Raw genomic sequence first — 18190 nt, forward strand, 5'->3', positions numbered from 1 at the left:
CGCAGTCCTGGCCGCCGAGGGCCCTCTCAGGGGCTCCGCTGCAGCTCAGCCGGGTAGACCTCTCCGAAAGAGATGGTCATTTCCCGCCGCAGAGGGCATACTCAAATCCAGCAAGCGACGTGTACATGGCATGCGGCCGGTTTGATACACCCACACTTTGGGCGTCCTCTCTCACCAGTGGCTCCGGACATCTCTGTTCGTGGGCCAAGACGCGTGTACAGGCGTGCGTTTGCTCCCATGCCAGAGACCGAACCCTTCTATGGGCGTCCTGGTGGGGATCACCATGTGCCGGCCGGGGGGCCGGTAAATCAAGAAGGAACACGACATGATTCGCAAGGCATCGACAGCGCTGTTCGCGCTTGTGGCCATGCTGGGCTTCACCTCACTGACCGCGAGCCCGGCCCAGGCTGTCGGCACTTCGGTACTGTGGAACACGGAGAACAAGTGCGCCACTCCCGAAGGTAACGGCACGTCCAACGGCACGGTCGTCACCGTCTGGTCGTGCACCGACAGCCCTATGCAGAAGTGGCACTGGGAGGGCGCCCTCCTCGTCCACGATGTGAGCGGCAAGTGCCTGACGCCGCGCGGCAATGCCTCGGGCACCAACGGTGCGGTGCTCACGCTGTGGACATGCGATCCCTACGCGTTCCCCGGCGTGCAGAGGTATTACAGCGAGGGCGAGCACATCTACACCTACCACGGGCTCAAGTGCCTGACCGCCAAGGGTAACTCGCTGTCCAACGGCACCTGGCTCACGCTGTGGACCTGCGGTGACGCGTACAACCACCCGCAGTCGTGGACGGTCGTCGGCTGACCCCGCCCCCATTACCGCTCACCTCCAGCGACGCCGAGAGACGCTCTTCGGCGCATAGACGCTGGAGAGGCGTTCACCGCCATGTGCGGAGAAGCCCCGACCGAGTCGGGGCTTTTCCGCTTCCGGTGCGCACCGCTGCTCCCAGAACTTCTGCATCGGCCCGGTCAGGACTCGCGGAGAACGGCTCTGACCGCAGTCCGTCACCTTCGACGTGCCCCAGGGGCGGGAGGGTCCCCGGGCCCGAGAACATCGTCCGGGGCTGACGGCCGTACGCGCGCCGCCCCGACCCCGGAGATCACTGTGTAGAGTGGCCTCACCGACGCGGGGTGGAGCAGCTCGGTAGCTCGCTGGGCTCATAACCCAGAGGTCGCAGGTTCAAATCCTGTCCCCGCTACTCTCCGAAGGGCCCGGCATGCAGCCGGGCCCTTCGTCCTGTCCGAAGCCCACGCGATGACCGCGTGGCCGCCCGGGCCCTGACCCGAACGGACTGGCACGAAGATCGCCCGCCGCCTCTCGGGCGGTGTCCTTCCGCGTCGCGCCATGATCTACGGTCTCCTACTGCACCGATACCGATCAGTTCAGCAACGGGGAAGTACACCATGCGCAAGACAGCGACCCTCATCATCACCCTGCTCGCAGCGTCCGTGACGCTGACCGGGTGCGGCAGCGAGAAGGACGCCGGGCCGGCCAAGGCGGGCAAGGCTTCACCGAGCGTCTCGGCGAGCGGCGGCGCGAAGGGCTCGGCGCCGGGGAAGAAGGGCGTCGCCCATCAGGTGGTCTTCGAGGTCGGGGGCACGGGCGCGGGCAAGGTCATGTGGATCGGGAACACCAACCACTTCGAGCAGGTGACGCTGCCCTGGACGAAGACGGAGTCCATGCGGCTGGAGGGCGCCGAGCTGAAAGTCGGCGTCACGGTGTCGGTGGTACCCGCCACGGTCAAGGGCACGGACGGGATGCTCAGGCCCGCCCCGTGCACCATCAAGGTCGACGGTAAGCAGGTCGCCGACAACCAGGGCGGCAAGTCCGACAAGTACTGCAAGTACGAGCTGAAGGACTGACGGCACGCACCCTCAAACGCGCTTCGTCGGGCCCCTTCCATCGGCTGGTACGCGGTCGGCCTGCTGGTCGCCGCCGCCCTGCTGGTCGTGGCGCCGGCTCCGGGGCGGGTGAGCGGATGGTTCGGGGGCGGGTCCGACGGTGCCGAGGGTGCACCGCTCGCCGGCCGCCGCCGACCGAGGCGGCCGGCCGGCGGCGTCGTCTATCCGCTCGTACGCGCCGCGGCGGGAAGCCACGAGATCGCGCGCACCATCGAGCGCCGCGAGACCGTCATGAGCTGGGACGACCCGGCGAAGGTGATCACTGAGCCGGGCACGTTCTCCCTCGTGTCCTACCACGTGGACATCGCCAACGGCGGCTGCGGCACCTACACCGGCTTCCTCGTCCCCGAGTTCGGCGCCGGGCGCGCGGCCTCGGACCGGGGTGAGGGTCCCGAGGTCGACCCGTACGACCGGAGCACCCCGCTCGCCGCGCGCGGCGGGAAGACCGTCGGCGGGAAGTGCGGTACCGCCACGCGTACGTGAGCCGCACCGCACCGGTCACGTGAGAGGCCCACGGCGTCCGAACCCCTCGGAGCCGTGGGCCTCTTCGGTCAGGCCGGCCGGTCGCCCGTCACGCCGGCCGCAGACCGGTCAGCCGTGCCGACGGCCCCAGGAGGCGTCGTCCACGAAGCGGCCGTGGTCGTTGCGCAGGGTCGCCCTGTCGTTGTGGTCCCAGACGGACTTGCGGCGGTCCTGGTACAGGTCCTCGCCGGTGTCGCGGCCCATGCCGGTGTGCACGCGCACGGTCGAGCGGCCGTCGAGGCGGTAGTGGTGGAACGTGTAGGTGTGACCGTCCTTGTCGGAGAGGGTCCAGCCGTCGAGGCTGACCGCGCGGCGGGAGTCGTTGGTGACGGCCACCCACTCCTTGTTGAGAGCCCGGTTGGAGTGGTCGCCACGGCCGGAGTGGGCCGCGACACCACTGATGTGGACGGTGCTGCGGTGCGCACGGGGCGAGTGGTCGGCGGCGACGGCCGGCAGTGCCACGGTGCCCACAACTGCGGCTGCCACTGCGGCAACGGCGGTCAGGCGACGCACACAAGCGGAAACGGTCACTAGGGATCCTCCTACAGCGGTGCGGTAGGCGGCCGGCTGGCCGCGCACCCACACTCTGCATCCCGGTTGACCGGTATGGAATGACATGCGCCGTTGATTACCGTTTCAGGACATCCCTGTTACTCAGTTTTCGGGCGTTATGGAACACGCGCCGGCCGGGCTCCCGCCGCCCGAAACCGTCCGCTCAGGCCGCCTGGCGGGGGTCCGGCCTGAGCACGGCGAACACGGCTCCGGCCGGGTCGGCCAGCCAGGCGATGCGGCCGACGTCGGGGACGTTCGCCGCGGGCATGAGCACCGTCCCGCCGTTGCCCGGTACGGCGGCGGCGACGGCGTCCGCGTCCGCGACGGCGAAGTACGGCACCCAGCGCGCGTCCTCGTTCTCCCGGCCGGCCTGCAGCGGAGCCACACCGCCGAAGGAGCCCTCCTGCTGGTCGCCCTCCTCGACGCTGAGCACCTGGTACGACATGCCCGGCGCCCGCATCTCCTCGGCGCGCCAGCCGAACAGCCCCCGGTAGAAGCCGATCGCGGCCTGCGGGTCGCCGACGTGCAGTTCGACCCAGACCAGCGTGTTGTCCTCGGAGGTCGCCTCCAGGCCCTGATGGGACTGCAGCAGGGCGAACTGCGCGCCCTGCGGGTCGGTGACCTGGGCCATGGACACCGCGCCCATGGTCACGGGTTCGGCCCGCAGCGTGCCGCCGGCGGACACCACGTCGCGCGCGGTGGCCCGGACGTCCTCGGTCCGGAAGTACGTCATCCAGGCGGACGTGGCGCCCTGTTCCGACAGCGGCCCGACGGCGGCCACGGTCCTGCCCTGCTGCCGGAAGTAGCCGTATCCGCCCGCCTCCGGTCCGGCGGACGCGAACTGCCAGCCGAACACGGCGCCGTAGAAGGCGGCGGCCGCGTCCGTGTCGGGGCTTCCGAGGTCGATCCAGATGGGCGATCCGGTGCGGAATTCTGTACCGAGCATGCGCTTCCTCCTGCCGGTCCGGTGCGGAGCCGCCCGCCACTATGCCGACCCGGTGAGGGCGGGGCACGCCGTGGCCACCCGAACGCCCCCGCGGGTTCACCCGGCCGGGGACGGACGGGCGGGCACGGACAGGCCGGCACGGACGCGCGGCGCGGACAGGCCGGTACGGACGGCTGACGCGGACAGGCCGGCGCGGACAGGCCGGCACGGACGCGCGGCGCGCGTGGTCCGGGAATCTGCGCAGGAGCGGCACATGGACTGCACACAGCCTTTCGAAAGGCTCGTTACCGTGACTGATCGCTCGATCCCCTGTACGAGCGACCAGGCCGTGGCCCCGGCGGGCCGACGGCGCAGTCAACTCAGGAAGACCGCGCATGGACTACTGCTCCTCGTGCCGTCGGCACCTCAACGGCGCCCTGGTGTGTCCCGGATGCGGCGCCTACGCCCCGGACATCGCCCCGACCGGCACCGGCCGCCTCGGCGACCCGGGCTGGGCCGCGAACCCGGCGCGGACGAACCCGGCGTGGACGGCGCAGGCACGCGCGGACTCCGCCTCAGCGGTGACCGCCGAAGCAGCCCCGGGAGCACCGGACGCCGGAGCAACGGACGCCGTCACCGGCACCTGGTTCGGCGGTTCGCCGACCGTCGCGGCGGAGCGGGACGTCCCAGCGCCGCGGAATGTCCCGGCGGGGCCCGATGACGCGGCGGACGGGGGCGGCGGGGCCGCGGCCGGGGCCGTGGACGTGGACGTCGAGGACGCGCCTGCCGCACCGCGCGGGCGGGCGGCGCGGCGCCGTCAGCTGGCCCGCTGGAAGAAGAGCCGCCGCCGGGCGGCGGTGGCGACCGCCGTCGCGATCGTCGGCGGCGGGCTGAGCATCGCCACGATGGACCGGAACTCCGCCGACCGGGCGCAGGCGGCGACCGCGCCGGACCACAGGAGCATGGGCGGGGCCGACGCGCGGTCGGCCGAGCCCTCCCGTCCGGCCCCGACACCTCCCACTCCGCACCGCCCGGCGCACCCCCGCACGCCCACCGCGCAGTCGCCCGCCGGCAACATGCCGCGGCAGCAGACCCTGCCGGCCGCCCCCGGCGCTGCCGCACCGGCCGCCCCGCACACGGCCGCACCGGCCCCCTCGCACACGGCGTCGCCGGTCACCCGGCCGGACACCGCCGCGCCGTCCCGGCCGGTCGTGCCGAGCACCGCCCAGCAGCACACCGCACCGGCCACCGCCGAAACGCCCCCGGCCGGCACCGGTTCGGCCGCGACGCCCGCCGGCACCGGCGGCGGCACTTCCCCCGGCACGCCGGAGACCTCCCCGGCAGGGGACTCGACCTCGCCCACCGGGCTCTGCCTGATCCTGGTGTGCCTGGGCTGACGCCTCGGGCGGGCCGACTGCCGGTGTTCCGCGGGTGCGGGCGCCGTAGGAGAGGTGCCCGGACTACAGGTCGCCCGTCCAGGTCGGCGACGCACGACGAGGTCCGGGACTTCTCGCCGGACGCACGACGAGGTCCGGGACTCCTCGCCGGACGCACGACGGGCTCTAATACTCCTCGTCCTCGTCGACCGTCTGGACCGGCCGGGACCGGCCCGGCTCGGGCAGTTCGGCCAACTCGCTGCGGACGACCAGCACATCGCCGATGAACAGGTCGTAGACCACGATCCCGATGACCCCGCCGATCAGCGGCCCGACGATCGGGATCCACCAGTAGGCGCTGAACGCGCCGGACACGCTCCCCGGGAACGCCAGACTGTCCCAGCCCGCCGCGTAGGTGAACAGGCGCGGTCCGAAGTCACGGGCCGGGTTGATGGCGTAGCCCGCGTTCGCGCCGTAGGACATGCCGATCGCGGCGACGACGAGGCCCACGACCAGCGGCGCGAGGTTGGCCTTCACGGCCTGGTTGCGCAGATCGAGGACGGCGGCGATCAGCATGAGCAGGAAGGCCGTGCCGACGATCTGGTCGATGAGCGGCCCCCAGATGCCGCCGTGGAAGTACGGGGCCGGGAAGGTCGCGAAGATGGAGAACGTGGCGTTCGTGTGGCCGTTGACCTTCGGGCCCGTCACGGTCTGGTCGAACGCGTTGATCGCGCTGTGGTAGACGAGGTAGACCAGGGCCGCCCCGGTGAGGGCGCCGATGACCTGGGCGCACCAGTACGGCACGACCTTGGCCCAGGAGAATCCGCGGCGCACGGCCATCGCCAGGGTCACCGCCGGGTTGAGGTGGGCGCCGCTGACGCCGCCCGCCACATAGACGCCCAGCATGACGGCGAAGGCCCAGCCCCAGGTGATGAGCAGCCAGTCACCGGCCGCCAGGAAGATCGTGGTCGTGGTCGCGGCGCGGCCCGAGCCGGGCAGTGCGGCGACCGCCATGGCGACCACGCCACAGCCGAAGGAGATGAGGACGAATGTCCCGAGGAACTCCGCCAGGCACTCGCCCAGCAACCCGCCCCGGCTTCTGAGCCGGGACGGCTTGATGAGCGTGGGGATTTCGACAGCCATTGAGGCCCCCTTTGAAGAGAGCAATGCGGCCAATGGGACCATATTGGCCCATAAACGCACTCCACGCAGCGTGACGGAACTCCGTCAGCTGTCGAGGTCGTCGGCGTAGTGCCGGAATCCGTGCCGGTCCCGGTGCATGCCCCACAGGCTCTCCGCGAGCACCGCCGGGTCCCTGCGCGCGTGGCCGGCCACGATCTCCCCCGGGATCACGAGCTGCGCGACATGGATGCCCTCGTCCGCGAGCCGCTCGTGCAGCAGATGCCCGTACGCGCTCTCCGCCGCGAAGGCGATCGAGGTCCCCGCCCGGTCGGGATGGGGCACGGCGGCGGTCCCGCCGTTGACGAAGAGGATGGTCCCGCGCCCGAGCCGCCGCATTCCCGGCAGCACCTGCCGTACGGCGGCGACGGGCCCGTACACGGAGAACTCGACGGGCCCCACGAGGTCCCGGTGCCCGGTGTCCAGCACGGGCCGCATGAAGTCCCGGTGCGGGACCGGGCTGTACTGCAGCACCCCGACCGGCCCGAGGGCGTCGGCGGCCTCCTCCAGGGCCCCGGCCAGCTCCTGCGGCCTGCGCACGTCGGCGGGGAAGCCGCGAGCGGTGATCCCCTCGCCCGCGAGAACGCCGGCCAGCACGTCCAGCCGCGTCCGGTCCCGCGCGACCAGGGCGACGTCGTAGCCCTCCCGCCCGAACCGGCGCGCCACGGCGGCCCCCAGCCCGGGCCCGGCACCTACGATGGCGATGCTGCTCATGCCCGGCATCCGTACCGCACGGGCCGGCCGTGCACACATCCGGAGCACCGCCCCTGCGGCCCGACGGCCACCGGCCCGGCCCGACGGCCACCGGGCAGACCCGCCTACAGCTTCATCGCCGCCGCGCTGATCAACCGGTGCCGCGAGGACGGCCTGGCTGCCTACGTCACGACGCCGAGGCCGGTGACCTCCATGAACGGCGTGGAGGTGACCGGGCAGCGTCCGATGGAGTTCGTGACCGAGGCCGACGTCGTGCTGATCGGGAGCGGGGTGCGGGCGCGGGAGGTGGCCGCCGGTATCTCGCCACGTGGGTGATCACCCGCACGGCCGGGACGGACGCCGCGCGCGAGGTCCTCGGCTACGTCGCCCCCGTCGGCGAAACCGGGAGACCGTCGAACGCGCCCTGCGTGCCGTCGGCGTGGCCGAGGCCGCACGCCTCTGACGCCGCGCCGCCGCCCGCGTCCCCGGGACGGCCGGACCTGCCGCGGACGGCGCACCGCGGCCGCCGCTACGGGCGCGGCCGGTCAGGCCATCCAGAAGAAGACCGCCGTCATGCGCTTCTCCGCCAGCGTCCGGCCGGTGTAACCGGTCGCGCTGTGCACGAGGTTGGCGTTGTAGAGGAGCAGGCGGTTGTAGCGGTGCGGGACGCGGACGTCCTCCTCGAAGGCGTCCGGAGAGACGAATCGGGTGCCGAGGGCCTCGACGAGGTTGTTGTGCGGGGGCTGGACGACGTTGCCGCCGAGCCGGCCGCCGGGCAGGGACTGGCGGTAGAAGCTGGTGCCGCAGTCCCTGGGCACGTCCGGGTTGAGATACAGCACGGCGGCGTACCGGCACAGCGCGCGTGAGTCGGTGTGCGGGCGGGGTTCACTCTCGCCCTCGCCCACCACCTGGACGCAGTTGTGGTTGAGCGTGCCGCCGCCGGGCGCCCGCTGCACCCACAGTTCCCCGGCGCCGGTCGCCTTCCTCACCAGCCGCTCGACGCGGGCGAGTTCGGCCGGCCGCAGGCCGGGCATGGCCCTGAGGCCCGGCCACGACTCGGAGGTGTACGGATGCCCCTCGACCCAGTCGTCCTTGGCCAGGCACCGCTCCCGCACGGCGTCCACGTCCGGCAGGACGTCGTCCAGCACCCAGTAGTCGCGGCCCCTGGTGGGCTTGCGGTAGGGCAGGACGGGCAGCACGGCGGGCGGCGTTCTCGGGGGCTGTGGGGGCATGCGCTGAAATCTAGGGCCGTGCCCGATCCGGCTTCTCCCGGTGAAGGGTCAACCTTTGCTCAACCGTTTGTCAGGTACACCAACATTTGGCAAGCGGGCCGCTCACCGGGTTTTCCTGCCCTTTACCCGGGCGGCCGAGACGAATCGCCCTCCCGTCCGTACTGCTGTGTGTCCCAACCGCCCACGCCGTCGCTGTGGGTGGCTCCACGACCGGGCAGGAGGCACGGTGCGCTTTTCGCGGAACGCTACGGGAACCCTCTTCGTGGGCGGTGCGATGGCACTCACCCTCGTGGCACTCGCCTACCCGAGCATGCTCGGGATGAACACCGTCTCCAGCTCGCAGACACGGATCATCGCCCAGACCCAGTGGGGGCCGCTCACCGAGGGCGACCGGGACTTCGTGGTCAAGGTGCGGGCGGCGGGCCTGTGGGAGTACCCGCTCGGTCAGATCGGGTTGCAGAAGGGCACCTCCAAGGGGGTCAAGACGGCCAGCGAGCACCTGATCGACGGGCACGCGGCCCTGGACAGCTCCTGCCGCAAGCTCGCCCCCATGCTGAACATCACGCTGCCCAACGTGGCGAGCCCGCAGCAGCAGGGCTTCGTCAACCAGCTGAAGGCGGAGAGCGGCAAGCAGTTCGACACCGACTTCGCCAACATCCTGCGGATGACGCACGGCTCGATCTTCAACACCATCGCGAAGATCCGCTCCACCACCAAGAACTCGCTGGTGCGCGCCCTCGCCGATCAGGCGAACGACACCGTGCTCGACCACATCACGGTGATGGAGAAGACCGGCCTGGTCGACTTCGACCAGACCATCTTCAACCAGACCACCCCACCGAAGCTGCCGACGTCCGACCTGACCCCGCCGGCCCCGCCGGCCGGCCAGCCGGAGGTGGTCCTCACGCCACCGCCGACCGCCACGTCCACCCCGCTGGACCTGAACGGTGCCGGCGGCGGCACGGGCGGTGGGGCCGCGCCCAGCCCCGATCCGAGCCCGACCGTCGGCTAGCCCGACCGTCGGCCAGCCCGACCGTCGGCCAGCCCGAGCGCCGGCTAGGCCAGCCAGACAGTGGTGTCCGCCGGCAGCATCCGCGCCCCGGACAACGGTGCGCTGCTCAGCAGGACCTCGCCCGGCGGGAGCGGCACCGGCTCGTCGGTGAGGTTGCAGACGCAGCGCCAGGCCTCGCTCCGGCGGAAGTCCAGGACTCCCGCCGGGGCGTTCGGGGTCCAGGTCAGGGTCTCGCCCTCCAGCAGCTTGCGGCGCAGGCGCAGGGCGGTGCGGTACAGCTCCAGGGTGGAGCCCGCCGTGCCGGCCTGCGCCTCGACGGCGTACGACGCGAACGACGACGGCTGCGGCAGCCAGGCGCCGCCGTCCCCGAAGCCGTACGACGGCCCGGTCGAGGTCCACGGCAGCGGCACCCGGCAGCCGTCCCGGCCCTTGCGGACGTGCCCGGTCTGCTCCCAGATGGGGTCCTGGAGGACCTCGGTGGGCAGGTCGGCGACCTCGGGCAGGCCCAGTTCCTCACCCTGGTAGAGGTATGCCGAGCCGGGCAGCGCCAGCATCAGCAGGGTCGCGGCCCGGGCCCGGCGCAGACCGGCCGCCGGGTCGACGGCGGGCGCGGTGCCGCCCGACAGCACCCAGGCCGCCGGGTCGGTGCCGGGCGGGAGCATGAGGCGGGAGGCGTGGCGCACGACGTCGTGGTTGGAGAGCACCCAGGTCGCCGAGGCGCCGGCGGCGTGGGCCGCGGCCAGCGAGTCGGTGATGGCCCGGCGCAGCTCACCGGCGTCCCAGTGGGTCTCCAGATACTCGAAGTTGAACGCCTGGCCCAGTTCGTCGGGGCGGGCGTACAGGGCGCGGCGGGCGGCGGGCACCCAGGCCTCGGCGACCGCGCTGCGCGGCGGGGTGTAGGCGTCGAAGACCTTGCGCCAGTCGCGGTAGATCTCGTGGACCTCGTCGCGGTCCCAGTACGGGTGGCTGCCCGGCGGGACGCGCAGCAGCGCCTCCTCGCCGGTGGCGCCGATGCCGCCGATGTCCCGCAGGGGCTCGGTGAGGTCCTTGGCCAGACCGTGGGCGACGTCGACGCGGAAGCCGTCGACGCCCCGGTCGGACCAGAAGCGCAGCGTCTTCCGGAAGTCGGCGCGCACCTCCTCGTCGCCCCAGTCGAGGTCCGGCTGCTCGGGCGCGAAGAGGTGCAGGTACCACTCGCCGTCGGGGGTCCGCTGCCAGGCGCTGCCGCCGAAGACGGACTGCCAGTCGGTGGGTGGGAGTTCGCCGTGCTCGCCCCGGCCGCGGCGGAAGACGTAGCGATCGCGGGCGGGGGATCCCGGGGCGGAACGCAGGGCCTCCTGGAACCAGGGGTGCCGGTGCGAGGTGTGGTTGGGGACGAGGTCGACGACGACCTTCAGGCCCAGCCGGTGTGCCTCGGCGACCAGTTCGGCGAAGTCGTCCAGGGTGCCGAGGCGCGGGTCGACGTCGCGGTGGTCGGTGACGTCGTAGCCGCCGTCGGCCAGTTCGGAGGGGTAGAACGGGCTCAGCCACAGGGCGTCGACGCCGAGCGTGGCGAGGTGGGTCAGGCGCTGGGTGACGCCCCTGAGATCACCGAGACCGTCACCGTCGGCATCGGCGAAACTGCGGGGGTAGACCTGGTAGACGACGGCCTGCCGCCACCAGTCGGGGTTCCTGGAGGAGAGGTCTGCCATAGGGATCCCTTCGGGAGGAACGACGGTACTGAATCTGTCCACCTCGCCGCGAAAGGGAACATTCGCACGTCGCCGAAGGGATGACCCCCGTGTGACGGACCGCCCTAGGGACGCTCCACCGTGTCCAGGTACAGCTTCACGTAGCGGTCCACGTCCACCTGCAGGGCGACGTCCACGAGGGGCTGTTCGCGGTGCCCCTCGTGGATCTCGGACTCACCCGGCCGGGGGCGCCGGTCGACGATGGTCTGGCCGCGGGCCGGGCCCGGGGCGAGGGACACCTCGACCGGCAGCAGACGCGTGGTGATGCCCTGCGGGTCCGCGACCGCGCACACCGCGCCCGCGTCGCCGAGGCCGCCCGCCTCCTCCGCCTCGGGCGCGCCGCCCTGCGCGGTCGGCCGGTGGGCGAGGAGGTCACCGGCCAGCCGGGTCCCGGGTTCGCCGCTCGTGCGCAGCCGGTGCACCTCGGGGCCGGGGACGACGACCTGCATGAAGACGTCGAGGCCGTACATCGTGATCGGCACCCCGGCCGTCAGCAGCACCGCGGCCGCCTCCGGGTCGTGCCAGACGTTGAACTCGGCGACCGGTGTGGCGTTCCCGGTGGTCACGGCGCCGCCCATGAACACGATCCGCTCGATGTTGCGGGTCACCTCGGGGTGGGTGCGCAGCAGCAGGGCGATGTTCGTCAGGGGCGCGGTCGGGATGAGGGTCACCGGGCGCGGGGAGGCGAGGATCTCGCGGCGCAGCAGCGTCACGGCGTCCTCGGCGGCCGGGGCCCGGGTCGGCGCGGGCAGGCCGAGGTCGCCCATGCCGTCGCTGCCGTGCACATGGCGGGCCGAACGGGCCGGTTCGATCAGCGGACGCTCGGCGCCCCGGCCGACCGGGATGTCGCGGGCGCCGGCCTGCTCCAGCACGGTCAGGGTGTTGCGCACCACCCCGTCCACGTCCGTGTTGCCGGCCACGCAGGTGACCGCCCGCAGGTCCAGGCCCGGGTGGCGTACGGCGAACAGCAGGGCCAGGGCGTCGTCGACGCCGGTGTCGCAGTCGATGATCACGGGGATGGGCTGACCGGTCACAGCGGGACTCCTTCCGTCGAGCCGACCTTAGATCAGACCTGAGGCCGGCGACCGCTCCGAGGCGTCACGCCCGACGCCCGCACGGGGGAGCACCGAGTAGCCGCCGACCACGCGAAGGCGCCGCGGGCCGGTGACCGGGGGGCGTCGACGTCCGTGGTCCCCCGCGGCCGGCGGCACCACCTCGGACGCCGGCCGCACCCACCACCGCACGTCACCGAGACCCGTTCACCCCCACGGTGCGGTGGCGCGGGCGGTCACCCGGGCGGAGATCCGGTGCAGGAGGTCGGTCACCGGCAGCTCGCCGGGTCGGCGGCCGTCGCGCAGGCGCAGGGCGGCCAGGCCCGCCTCGGCCTCGCGGGCGCCGATCACCGCCTGGTACGGCACCAGGCGGGCCGCACGGACGCGGGCCCCCAGGGTGCCCTGCTCGGGACCGGCGAGTTCGGCGCGCAGGCCCAGCGCGACCGCCTCGCGGACCACCGCCGCCGCCCGCTCCGCCTGCCCCTCGGCGACCGGCAGGACGACCAGCTGGACGGGGGCCAGCCAGGCCGGGAACGCGCCGCGGTGCGCCTCGATCAGATGCGCCACCGCCCGTTCCACGCTGCCGATGATGCTGCGGTGCACCATCACCGGGCGGTGCCTGGCGCCGTCGGCACCGATGTGGTGCAGGCCGAACCGGGCGGGCTGGTGGAAGTCGATCTGCACGGTGGACAAGGTGGACTCGCGACCCGCCGGGTCCGCGATCTGCACGTCGATCTTGGGGCCGTAGAACGCGGCCTCCCCCTCCGCCTCCTCGTACGCCACCCCGGACTCGGCGAGGGCCTCCCGCAGCAGACCGGTCGCCCGGCTCCACAGCTCGGGACCGGCGACGTACCTGCCGCCCTCACCGGGCAGCGAGAGGCGGTGGCGCACGGCCTCGATGCCGAGGTCGGCGTAGGCGCGGGCGATCAGCTCCAGGGCCGCGCGGGCCTCGCCCACCGCCTGGTCCAGGGTGCAGAAGACGTGCGCGTCGTTGAGCTGGATGGCACGGACGCGGGTCAGGCCGCCGAGCACGCCGGAGCGTTCGGCGCGGTACATGGTGCCCAGCTCGGCGATGCGCAGGGGCAGCTCGCGGTGGCTGCGGGGACGGGAGCGGTAGATCAGGGCGTGGTGGGGGCAGAGGCTCGGGCGCAGGACGACCTCCCCGGCCTCCTGGTCGCCCAGGCGCATCGGCGGATACATGTCGTCGCTGTAGTGGTCCAGGTGCCCGGAGATCTCGTACAGCTCCCGTTTGCCGAGCGCGGGCGAGTACACGTGCCGGTATCCGGCGGCGCGTTCCAGCTCCCGCACATACTCCTCCAGGGTGTGCCGGACGACCGCCCCGTCGGGCAGCCAGTACGGCAGGCCCGCGCCGATCAGCGGGTCGGTGCCGAAGAGGCCGAGTTCGCGGCCGAGGCGGCGGTGGTCGGGCAGCCGGTCGTTCAGCGGGACGTTCATCGGGGTTCCTCCGTGAGGGTGGGGGCGGGGAACCGGGGATCGGACACGCCGAAGCCCCGGGGCACTCGCCCCGGGGCTTCGATGCTGGTCAGGTGTCAGCGCGCCGGGACGGTCTCCGGCGTCGTCGTGCTCTGCGGGCACTGCTGGGCGCGCTTCATGGCCGGGACCATAGCAAGGGGGCGCCGCGCCGGAACAGCGACTTTCCGCGGGCGCCGCGGTGGACGCCGGTCGCCGCGGCGCGGACCCGCGTTTTCCGCGACGGCGCACCGGACGGACCGGAGCGCTGGCGGGGCGCTTTCCGCGACGGCTCACCCGGACGGACCGGAGCGCTGGCGGACCCGCGTTCCGCGACGGCTCACCCGGACGGACCGGAGCGCTGGTGGGGCGGTCGGGGCGGTGGTGCCGTGAGAGAAGGCTCCACCGACACCCGGCCGCCCCTCACCGGCCCCCCGACCGGCACGCAGCCCAGGAGGCACCTCCATGACCGCCGCGATACGCCCCCGTGGTCTCCTCCTCTCCCTGACAGCCGCCGGTCTGCTCGCCGTCGGCGGCTGCGCGGCCCTCGGCCTGCGGCATCCGGAGACCGCGCCGTACCCGCTGCCGACGATCGACCGGGTGAGCCCTACGCCCGCGGCGTCCACGCGGGCCGACGGTTCCACGCTCAGCGACGAACAGGCGCAGGCCGCGCTCCTCACCCAGTCCGACCTCGGTGCCCCCTGGACCTCGACGCAGGGTGCGGCGACCTGGCGGGACGGGCTGCTGAAGGCCACCACCACGGCCGGAGAGTGCCAGCGGCTGCTGGACGCCCTCTACAGCGACGAACTCCTGGGCGGCCCGGCCCGGGCGACCGTCGGCCTGGACGACGCGGACACCGGCGCCCAGCTGCGCTACCAGATCGGCGCCCGCCGGCCGGCGGACGTCGACGGCGCGCTGGCCTGGCTGAAGACGCTGCCCGTGCAGTGTGCCGAGTTCACGGCCACCACCGAGACGGGCCTGCTGGAGGACGTGCGGGTCGTGGAGGCCCCGCTGCCCGAGGTCGGGGACGCGCGCCAGGGCCTGCGCATCGACCTCGGCACCACGGCGGAGGACGGGCAGCGGTACGTGCTCACGATGGACCTGGCCGCCGTCCGGGTCGGTGAGGACTCCTTCGCCCTCACCAACGGCGGCCTCGGCGACGTGCCGAACGACGCGACCCAGGCCGCCGTCCAGATCGGCGCCCTGCGCCTGACGGACATCCGCAAGCAGGGCCGGGCCCAGGTCTGACGCGCACCGGCACACGGCTCCACGGCTGACGGACGCGGCTCACGGCGAGGCCCGTACCGATGGACGGCCCCGCCGCGACGGACGCCGGTCACAGCGGGGGCCCGTACCGACGAGGCGGACCCGCCATGACGGACGCACGGACACCGGTCACAGCGGGGGCTGGGCCGGGGCCGGGCCCAGCGTGGTGGTGCCCGGGGTCGTGCGGTGTCCGAGGCCCGTGCGGTAGGCGTCCAGGGCCGCCTCGACGCGGCCCGTGCGGCGCAGCAGGTCGCCCAGGAGACGGCACAGGTCGGCCAGGTCACCGGCGGCCCCCGCGCGTTCCAGGATGCTGAGGGCGCGGACGTAGTGCTCCTCGGCGGCCTCGGTGTCCCGGGTGTCCTCGGCGATGATGCCCAGGAGGCGATGGGCCGCGGCGGCGTGGACGGCGCCGCGTTCGGAGGTGAAGTCGCCCAGGACGCCCTCCAGCAGTTCCGCGGCCTCGGCGGACTTGCCCCGGCGGTGCAGTACGTCGGCGAGTTCGACCGCCGCCTGACTGCGGTAGAGGGCGGCCCGGGTCTCCGAGAGCATGGCGAGCGCAAGGCGCAGCTCGCTCTCCGCGGCCTCGAGTCCTCCGTTCTGGGCGTGCACGTACCCGCGCATCCAGTGGCAGTTGGCCAGCTCGGTGCGCAGCTGGAGCTGCCGGTACAGCTCGGCGGCCTTGGCGAGGGAGGCGTCGGCCTCGGCGACCCGGCCCTCGGCCAGCAGGGTGCGGGCGACCGAGCGGTGCATCCGGGCGATCAGCGCGGGATCGGCGGCCTGGGCGGCGAGCGCGAGGGCGAACTCGGCGGCCTGGGCGGCGCGGGCGTGGGCGCCCATGTCCATGTACGGGCCGATGGCACTGGCGTAGAGCAGCAGGAGGGCGTCGGGGTCGTGCAGGCCGCCGCGGTTCAGTTCGTCGAGGGTGGATTCCAGCAGGTAGACCGCGTAGCGGAGTTCCCCGGCGAGGTAGTGGGAGACCGCCCGGCCGCGCACCGCGGGCACCCGCACCGGCAACGCCGCACCGGCGAGGTGCGCTTCGGCCCGCTCGAAGCACTCCCGGGCACGCGTCAACTCCCCGGTCTCCAGGCCGCATTCGCCGAGGCCCAGCAGTGCCGCGGCCTGTTCGTGGCCCAGTTGGTGCGTCCCCGCCTCCGCGAGCAGCGCCGTGTACTGCACGGCGGCCTCCTCGGCCCGGCCGTCGGCCAGGACGCGCTGCGCCTCGGTGAGCCGCAGCCGCAGATCGGTGGCGAGGTGGGCGGGCCGGCCCACGGCCAGTTCCTCGAAGGCCACGCCGAGCCGGCCCGCGATGTGCCGCAGGGCCGCGTCGGAGGCCCGGACCCGGCCCGCCTCCAGGGTGGAGATGTAGGCCGGTGTGTACGCGGGTTCCGCCAGCTGCCGCTGGGTCAGCCCGCGCTGGCCGCGCAAGCGCTGCACCCGCTGCCCGATGACCTGCGGATCGTCCCGTTCCTGCATCATGCGGTCCCCCAACTCCCTTGCTGCCCCTTGCCGTTGGCCTTGCGCAACCCCTAGGTTAAACGGCGGATTAAACCTGCTTAATACGCCGCTGTCGTGTTGCGAGGTCGCCGTGCCCGGACGTACATCCGCACCCTACGGACGCCCCACCCCCGACCTGGCCCCTTCGCGGCTCCGGGTGGGCGGGGGCCCGTCCACCGCGCGCGCCGTCGCCGCGGCCGTGATCGCGGCGGCGGCCCTGATCATCGCGGCGAACGCCGGCCCCGCCCGCGCCGCGGCCCCCGCGCCCGCACCCGTGGCCGCCTCGCACCTGCACCCCTGAAGGCTCCCGGCGCCGCCCCACCCCACCGCCGGAGGCTCCCCGGCGCCCCCCTCGCACCCGCGCCGCCGAAAGCTCCCCGGAGCCGCCCGTGGCGCCTAGGCTGCCTCCCGTGACCTCGACCGCGGCCCGCACCGCCCTGGACCTGACGGCCGACCTCCCGGTGACGGACCTGGAGGACCTCTACCGCGATCTGCACCGCCATCCCGAGCTGTCCCTGCGCGAGCACCGCACCGCCGGAAAGCTGGCGGGCCGGCTGCGGGACGCCGGGTTCGAGACCGCCGAGGGCGTCGGCGGCACCGGCGTCGTGGGCCGGCTGCGCAACGGTGACGGGCCGACCGTGCTGCTGCGGGCGGACATGGACGCACTGCCGGTGGCGGAGGCGACCGGGCTGCCGTACGCCTCCCGGACCGCCGGGGTGATGCACGCCTGCGGACACGACCTGCACGTCACCTGGCTGACCGGGGCCGCCGAGGCGCTGGCCGCCGGGCGGGCGGCCTGGACCGGCACGCTGCTGGTCGTGGGCCAGCCCGCCGAGGAGACCGGGCAGGGCGCGGCCCGGATGATCGCCGACGGGATGTACGAGCGGTTCGGCCGCCCGGACGTACTGCTCGGCCAGCACGCCGCACCCGGCCCGGCGGGCCTGTATCCGCACGCGCCCGGACTGATCATGTCGGCCTCGACGGACGTGGACATCGTGGTGCACGGCCGGCGCGGGCACGGGTCACGCCCCGAGGCGACCGTGGACCCGGTGGTGACGGCCGCCTACCTCGTCACCCGGCTGCAGACGGTGGTCTCCCGGGAGATCGCCGCCGGCGAGGCCGCCGTGCTGACCGTGGGCCGTGTCGAGGCGGGCACCCGGCACAACATCATCCCCGCCGAGGCCCGCATCGCGCTGAACCTGCGCACCCGGTCCGAAGAGGTGCGGCAGCGGATGCTGGCCGCGATCCGGCGCATCGCGCAGGGTGAGTGCCTGGCCGCCGGCTGCCCCCGCGAGCCCGAGGTGACGGTCGGCGACTCCTTCCCGATGACCGTCAACCACGCCGGCACCGACGCCGCCGTGGCCGCCGTCCACGGCGAGGTCTTCGGCGCGGGCACGGTGTTCGACCCGGGGCCGGCGATGGGCAGCGAGGACTTCCCGGTGCTGGCGCTCGGCACGATCCCGTACTCGTACTGGTTCGTCACGACCACCCCGCCCGGGGTGTGGGAGCAGGCCCCCGGCGACACCTTTCCCGAGAAGTTCTCGGCCGTGCCGAGCAACCACAGCCCGCACTTCGCACCCGATCCCGCCACGGTCCTCCCGGGTGTCCGCACGCTGGTCTCGGGGGCGCTCGCCTTTTTGTCAGTGGCATGACCTACTCTTCCCGGCCTAGTCTTCACCCATCCGCCACATCCGGCTCACAGGGGCCTCGCTCGACAGCCGAGCCGCGTGGCGCCCATGTCTTCATTCGTTCCGGGGGGTTCGAATCAGCGTGCGT

Annotated in this window: 16 protein-coding genes, 1 tRNA gene and 2 pseudogenes; 10 read left to right on the forward strand and 9 right to left on the reverse strand. The window is 73.3% G+C overall.

Translation table 11 applies throughout. From position 1 onward, the window contains the following. Nucleotides 1–325 precede the first annotated feature (325 nt). From ACGFT2_RS24190 to ACGFT2_RS24205, 4 genes and pseudogenes are all read left to right on the forward strand, one after another. The gene (locus tag ACGFT2_RS24190; RefSeq protein WP_393281692.1) at nucleotides 326–814 is read left to right on the forward strand and encodes an RICIN domain-containing protein; all 489 of its coding nucleotides are present in this window, start codon (nucleotides 326–328) and stop codon (nucleotides 812–814) included. 320 nt (nucleotides 815–1134) lie between these two features. Further along, nucleotides 1135–1208 (forward strand) — tRNA-Met (locus ACGFT2_RS24195). A gap of 205 nt (nucleotides 1209–1413) precedes the next feature. Then, nucleotides 1414–1872 (forward strand): hypothetical protein, encoded by a 459-nt coding sequence (locus ACGFT2_RS24200; protein WP_393281693.1) that lies wholly within the window; start codon nucleotides 1414–1416, stop codon nucleotides 1870–1872. Nucleotides 1873–2070: 198 nt separating this feature from the next. Continuing rightward, nucleotides 2071–2394: pseudogene (locus ACGFT2_RS24205) on the forward strand (hypothetical protein); the annotation flags it as partial. Nucleotides 2395–2502: 108 nt separating this feature from the next. Here the strand turns inward: ACGFT2_RS24205 and ACGFT2_RS24210 are convergent. Further along, nucleotides 2503–2919 carry a lamin tail domain-containing protein gene (locus tag ACGFT2_RS24210; RefSeq protein WP_393281695.1) on the reverse strand — a complete coding sequence of 139 codons (417 nt, stop codon included), beginning with the start codon at nucleotides 2917–2919 and terminating at the stop codon, nucleotides 2503–2505. A 229-nt stretch (nucleotides 2920–3148) separates the two neighbouring features. After that, the gene (locus ACGFT2_RS24215) at nucleotides 3149–3931 is read right to left on the reverse strand and encodes a VOC family protein (RefSeq protein WP_393281696.1); all 783 of its coding nucleotides are present in this window, start codon (nucleotides 3929–3931) and stop codon (nucleotides 3149–3151) included. 374 nt (nucleotides 3932–4305) lie between these two features. Between ACGFT2_RS24215 and ACGFT2_RS24220 the strand changes: the two genes are divergently transcribed. After that, nucleotides 4306–5307 (forward strand): hypothetical protein, encoded by a 1002-nt coding sequence (locus ACGFT2_RS24220; protein ID WP_393281698.1) that lies wholly within the window; start codon nucleotides 4306–4308, stop codon nucleotides 5305–5307. 165 nt (nucleotides 5308–5472) lie between these two features. Here the strand turns inward: ACGFT2_RS24220 and ACGFT2_RS24225 are convergent, their stop codons facing one another. Continuing rightward, nucleotides 5473–6429, reverse strand: coding sequence for an MIP/aquaporin family protein (locus tag ACGFT2_RS24225; RefSeq protein WP_393281700.1), 957 nt, complete (start codon nucleotides 6427–6429; stop codon nucleotides 5473–5475). 84 nt (nucleotides 6430–6513) lie between these two features. After that, nucleotides 6514–7179 (reverse strand): SDR family NAD(P)-dependent oxidoreductase, encoded by a 666-nt coding sequence (locus ACGFT2_RS24230; RefSeq protein ID WP_393281701.1) that lies wholly within the window; start codon nucleotides 7177–7179, stop codon nucleotides 6514–6516. Nucleotides 7180–7293: 114 nt separating this feature from the next. Between ACGFT2_RS24230 and ACGFT2_RS24235 the strand changes: the two are divergent. Continuing rightward, nucleotides 7294–7621, forward strand: a pseudogene (locus ACGFT2_RS24235) (hypothetical protein). Nucleotides 7622–7703: 82 nt separating this feature from the next. Here ACGFT2_RS24235 and ACGFT2_RS24240 read toward each other — a convergent pair. After that, complete coding sequence (locus ACGFT2_RS24240; protein WP_393281702.1) at nucleotides 7704–8390, reverse strand: DUF6445 family protein; 687 nt, start codon at nucleotides 8388–8390, stop codon at nucleotides 7704–7706. 274 nt (nucleotides 8391–8664) lie between these two features. On the opposite strand from ACGFT2_RS24240, the gene ACGFT2_RS24245 reads away from it, so the two are divergent. After that, complete coding sequence (locus ACGFT2_RS24245; RefSeq protein ID WP_393281703.1) at nucleotides 8665–9402, forward strand: DUF4142 domain-containing protein; 738 nt, start codon at nucleotides 8665–8667, stop codon at nucleotides 9400–9402. A gap of 44 nt (nucleotides 9403–9446) precedes the next feature. Here the strand turns inward: ACGFT2_RS24245 and ACGFT2_RS24250 are convergent, their stop codons facing one another. The 3 genes from ACGFT2_RS24250 to thrS form a co-directional block, all read right to left on the reverse strand. Further along, a complete protein-coding gene (locus ACGFT2_RS24250; protein ID WP_393281704.1) occupies nucleotides 9447–11093 on the reverse strand; it encodes a glycoside hydrolase family 13 protein in 1647 nt (548 codons plus the stop codon). A 104-nt stretch (nucleotides 11094–11197) separates the two neighbouring features. Then, nucleotides 11198–12166 carry a nucleoside hydrolase gene (locus tag ACGFT2_RS24255; protein WP_393281706.1) on the reverse strand — a complete coding sequence of 323 codons (969 nt, stop codon included), beginning with the start codon at nucleotides 12164–12166 and terminating at the stop codon, nucleotides 11198–11200. 225 nt (nucleotides 12167–12391) lie between these two features. Further along, the gene (gene thrS, locus ACGFT2_RS24260) at nucleotides 12392–13639 is read right to left on the reverse strand and encodes a threonine--tRNA ligase (protein ID WP_393281707.1); all 1248 of its coding nucleotides are present in this window, start codon (nucleotides 13637–13639) and stop codon (nucleotides 12392–12394) included. A gap of 480 nt (nucleotides 13640–14119) precedes the next feature. Here thrS and ACGFT2_RS24265 point away from each other — a divergent pair, with 480 nt between their 5' ends. After that, entirely contained in the window at nucleotides 14120–14902 is a 783-nt protein-coding gene (locus ACGFT2_RS24265; protein WP_393281709.1) for a hypothetical protein, read from the forward strand. Between the two features lie 147 nt (nucleotides 14903–15049). Here the strand turns inward: ACGFT2_RS24265 and ACGFT2_RS24270 are convergent, their stop codons facing one another. Then, on the reverse strand, nucleotides 15050–16393 hold the full coding sequence (locus ACGFT2_RS24270; RefSeq protein WP_393282190.1) for a tetratricopeptide repeat protein: 1344 nt from the start codon (nucleotides 16391–16393) through the stop codon (nucleotides 15050–15052). Between the two features lie 112 nt (nucleotides 16394–16505). Here ACGFT2_RS24270 and ACGFT2_RS24275 point away from each other — a divergent pair, with 112 nt between their 5' ends. Both ACGFT2_RS24275 and ACGFT2_RS24280 read left to right on the forward strand, forming a co-directional pair. Then, complete coding sequence (locus ACGFT2_RS24275; RefSeq protein WP_393281711.1) at nucleotides 16506–16715, forward strand: hypothetical protein; 210 nt, start codon at nucleotides 16506–16508, stop codon at nucleotides 16713–16715. 109 nt (nucleotides 16716–16824) lie between these two features. Beyond that, complete coding sequence (locus tag ACGFT2_RS24280) at nucleotides 16825–18066, forward strand: amidohydrolase (protein ID WP_393281712.1); 1242 nt, start codon at nucleotides 16825–16827, stop codon at nucleotides 18064–18066. Nucleotides 18067–18190: the final 124 nt, after the last annotated feature.

Origin of the sequence: Streptomyces sp. NPDC048514 (genome assembly GCF_043199955.1) — a bacterium.
Lineage (GTDB): Bacteria > Actinomycetota > Actinomycetes > Streptomycetales > Streptomycetaceae > Streptomyces.

Excerpts from the sequence above, each read along its gene's own strand:
- ACGFT2_RS24190 (WP_393281692.1), top strand. The coding sequence starts at position 326 with ATGATTCGCAAGGCATCGACAGCGCTGTTCGCGCTTGTGGCCATGCTG.
- ACGFT2_RS24200 (WP_393281693.1), top strand. The coding sequence starts at position 1,414 with ATGCGCAAGACAGCGACCCTCATCATCACCCTGCTCGCAGCGTCCGTG.
- ACGFT2_RS24215 (WP_393281696.1), bottom strand. The coding sequence starts at position 3,931 with ATGCTCGGTACAGAATTCCGCACCGGATCGCCCATCTGGATCGACCTC.
- ACGFT2_RS24220 (WP_393281698.1), top strand. The coding sequence starts at position 4,306 with ATGGACTACTGCTCCTCGTGCCGTCGGCACCTCAACGGCGCCCTGGTG.
- ACGFT2_RS24225 (WP_393281700.1), bottom strand. The coding sequence starts at position 6,429 with ATGGCTGTCGAAATCCCCACGCTCATCAAGCCGTCCCGGCTCAGAAGC.
- ACGFT2_RS24230 (WP_393281701.1), bottom strand. The coding sequence starts at position 7,179 with ATGAGCAGCATCGCCATCGTAGGTGCCGGGCCCGGGCTGGGGGCCGCC.
- ACGFT2_RS24240 (WP_393281702.1), bottom strand. The coding sequence starts at position 8,390 with ATGCCCCCACAGCCCCCGAGAACGCCGCCCGCCGTGCTGCCCGTCCTG.
- ACGFT2_RS24245 (WP_393281703.1), top strand. The coding sequence starts at position 8,665 with ATGGCACTCACCCTCGTGGCACTCGCCTACCCGAGCATGCTCGGGATG.
- ACGFT2_RS24250 (WP_393281704.1), bottom strand. The coding sequence starts at position 11,093 with ATGGCAGACCTCTCCTCCAGGAACCCCGACTGGTGGCGGCAGGCCGTC.
- thrS (WP_393281707.1), bottom strand. The coding sequence starts at position 13,639 with ATGAACGTCCCGCTGAACGACCGGCTGCCCGACCACCGCCGCCTCGGC.
- ACGFT2_RS24265 (WP_393281709.1), top strand. The coding sequence starts at position 14,120 with ATGACCGCCGCGATACGCCCCCGTGGTCTCCTCCTCTCCCTGACAGCC.
- ACGFT2_RS24270 (WP_393282190.1), bottom strand. The coding sequence starts at position 16,393 with ATGCAGGAACGGGACGATCCGCAGGTCATCGGGCAGCGGGTGCAGCGC.